Origin of the sequence: Neobacillus canaveralius, from assembly GCF_047237705.1 — a bacterium.
GTDB classification, from domain to species: Bacteria; Bacillota; Bacilli; order Bacillales; family Cytobacillaceae; genus Neobacillus; species Neobacillus niacini_K.
In genome coordinates this window covers 5,820,001-5,822,575 of record NZ_JBDFLL010000001.1, presented here as the reverse complement: position 1 = coordinate 5,822,575, position 2,575 = coordinate 5,820,001, and the positions used below count along the sequence as shown (strand labels likewise).

3 rRNA genes (1 of these 3 cut by a window edge) are annotated in these 2,575 nt (G+C 51.1%); all 3 read left to right on the top strand.

Annotated features, from left to right (window positions below):
• Positions 1 to 1,459 (top strand): 23S ribosomal RNA (locus tag ABC255_RS28275); the annotation flags it as partial.
• A gap of 75 nt (positions 1,460 to 1,534) precedes the next feature.
• Positions 1,535 to 1,650: ribosomal RNA gene (gene rrf, locus ABC255_RS28270) — 5S ribosomal RNA — on the top strand.
• A 286-nt stretch (positions 1,651 to 1,936) separates the two neighbouring features.
• A 16S ribosomal RNA gene (locus ABC255_RS28265) occupies positions 1,937 to 2,575 on the top strand (it continues 911 nt past the right edge of the window).

Below are 2,575 nucleotides of genomic sequence, written 5' to 3'. Positions count from 1 at the left end.
GACGCAGGAGGATAGGGTAAGCGCGCTGTTGGATATGCGCGTCCAAGCAGTTAGGCTGGTAAGTAGGAAAATCCGCTTACCGTGAAGGCTGAGCTGTGATGGCGAGGGAAATATAGTACCGAAGTTCCTGATTCCACACTGCCAAGAAAAGCCTCTAGCGAGATAAAAGGTGCCCGTACCGCAAACCGACACAGGTAGGCGAGGAGAGAATCCTAAGGTGTGCGAGAGAACTCTCGTTAAGGAACTCGGCAAAATGACCCCGTAACTTCGGGAGAAGGGGTGCTTTTTGAGGTGAATAGCCTCGAAGAGCCGCAGTGAATAGGCCCAGGCGACTGTTTAGCAAAAACACAGGTCTCTGCGAAGCCGCAAGGCGAAGTATAGGGGCTGACGCCTGCCCGGTGCTGGAAGGTTAAGAGGAGGGGTTAGCGCAAGCGAAGCTCTGAATCGAAGCCCCAGTAAACGGCGGCCGTAACTATAACGGTCCTAAGGTAGCGAAATTCCTTGTCGGGTAAGTTCCGACCCGCACGAAAGGCGTAACGATCTGGGCACTGTCTCAACGAGAGACTCGGTGAAATTATAGTACCTGTGAAGATGCAGGTTACCCGCGACAGGACGGAAAGACCCCGTGGAGCTTTACTGTAGCCTGATATTGAATTTTGGTACAGCTTGTACAGGATAGGTAGGAGCCTGAGAAACCGGAGCGCTAGCTTCGGTGGAGGCGTCGGTGGGATACTACCCTGGCTGTATTGAAATTCTAACCCGCACCCCTTATCGGGGTGGGAGACAGTGTCAGGTGGGCAGTTTGACTGGGGCGGTCGCCTCCTAAAGAGTAACGGAGGCGCCCAAAGGTTCCCTCAGAATGGTTGGAAATCATTCGCAGAGTGTAAAGGCACAAGGGAGCTTGACTGCGAGACCTACAAGTCGAGCAGGGACGAAAGTCGGGCTTAGTGATCCGGTGGTTCCGCATGGAAGGGCCATCGCTCAACGGATAAAAGCTACCCCGGGGATAACAGGCTTATCTCCCCCAAGAGTCCACATCGACGGGGAGGTTTGGCACCTCGATGTCGGCTCATCGCATCCTGGGGCTGTAGTCGGTCCCAAGGGTTGGGCTGTTCGCCCATTAAAGCGGTACGCGAGCTGGGTTCAGAACGTCGTGAGACAGTTCGGTCCCTATCCGTCGTGGGCGCAGGAAATTTGAGAGGAGCTGTCCTTAGTACGAGAGGACCGGGATGGACGCACCGCTGGTGTACCAGTTGTCTTGCCAAAGGCATCGCTGGGTAGCTATGTGCGGACGGGATAAGTGCTGAAAGCATCTAAGCATGAAGCCCCCCTCAAGATGAGATTTCCCATAGCGTCAAGCTAGTAAGAACCCTGAAAGATGATCAGGTTGATAGGTCAGAGGTGGAAGCGTGGTAACATGTGGAGCTGACTGATACTAATCGTTCGAGGACTTAACCAATTTTTAAAGGCGAACTCGTTTTACAAACTTCTTCTGATTATCTAGTTTTGAGGGAATGATACCTCAACAAAATAGTCTGGCAGCAATGGCGAGAAGGTCACACCCGTTCCCATACCGAACACGGAAGTTAAGCTTCTCAGCGCCGATGGTAGTTGGGACTTTGTCCCTGTGAGAGTAGGACGTTGCCAGGCGAAAGACTTTTAGTCTTTTGATTCTCTTTTAATAGAGAAAAAGATAAAAACTTTATATTGCATTAATACACCAACGGTGTTATTATTGAAAAGCTGCTTCGTGAAGACATTCAATATAAAAACTTAAAGTGATTTTATGTTGACACTAATGAATCAGCATGGTATGATGGTTTTTGTCGCTGTAAATAATTGCTCTTTGAAAACTAAACAAACAAGAACGTCAACAAACAATTTTTTAGCTTTTTATAAAAGCTAAGCCAACGTAACAAAATGAGCTATATCAACTTTCTTGGAGAGTTTGATCCTGGCTCAGGACGAACGCTGGCGGCGTGCCTAATACATGCAAGTCGAGCGAATCTTGAGGTGCTTGCACCTCTTGGTTAGCGGCGGACGGGTGAGTAACACGTGGGCAACCTGCCTGTAAGACTGGGATAACTTCGGGAAACCGGAGCTAATACCGGATAATCCTTTTCCTCTCATGTGGAAAAGCTGAAAGTCGGTTTACGCTGACACTTACAGATGGGCCCGCGGCGCATTAGCTAGTTGGTGAGGTAACGGCTCACCAAGGCGACGATGCGTAGCCGACCTGAGAGGGTGATCGGCCACACTGGGACTGAGACACGGCCCAGACTCCTACGGGAGGCAGCAGTAGGGAATCTTCCGCAATGGACGAAAGTCTGACGGAGCAACGCCGCGTGAGCGATGAAGGCCTTCGGGTCGTAAAGCTCTGTTGTTAGGGAAGAACAAGTATCGGAGTAACTGCCGGTACCTTGACGGTACCTAACCAGAAAGCCACGGCTAACTACGTGCCAGCAGCCGCGGTAATACGTAGGTGGCAAGCGTTGTCCGGAATTATTGGGCGTAAAGCGCGCGCAGGCGGTCCTTTAAGTCTGATGTGAAAGCCCACGGCTCAACCGTGGAGGGT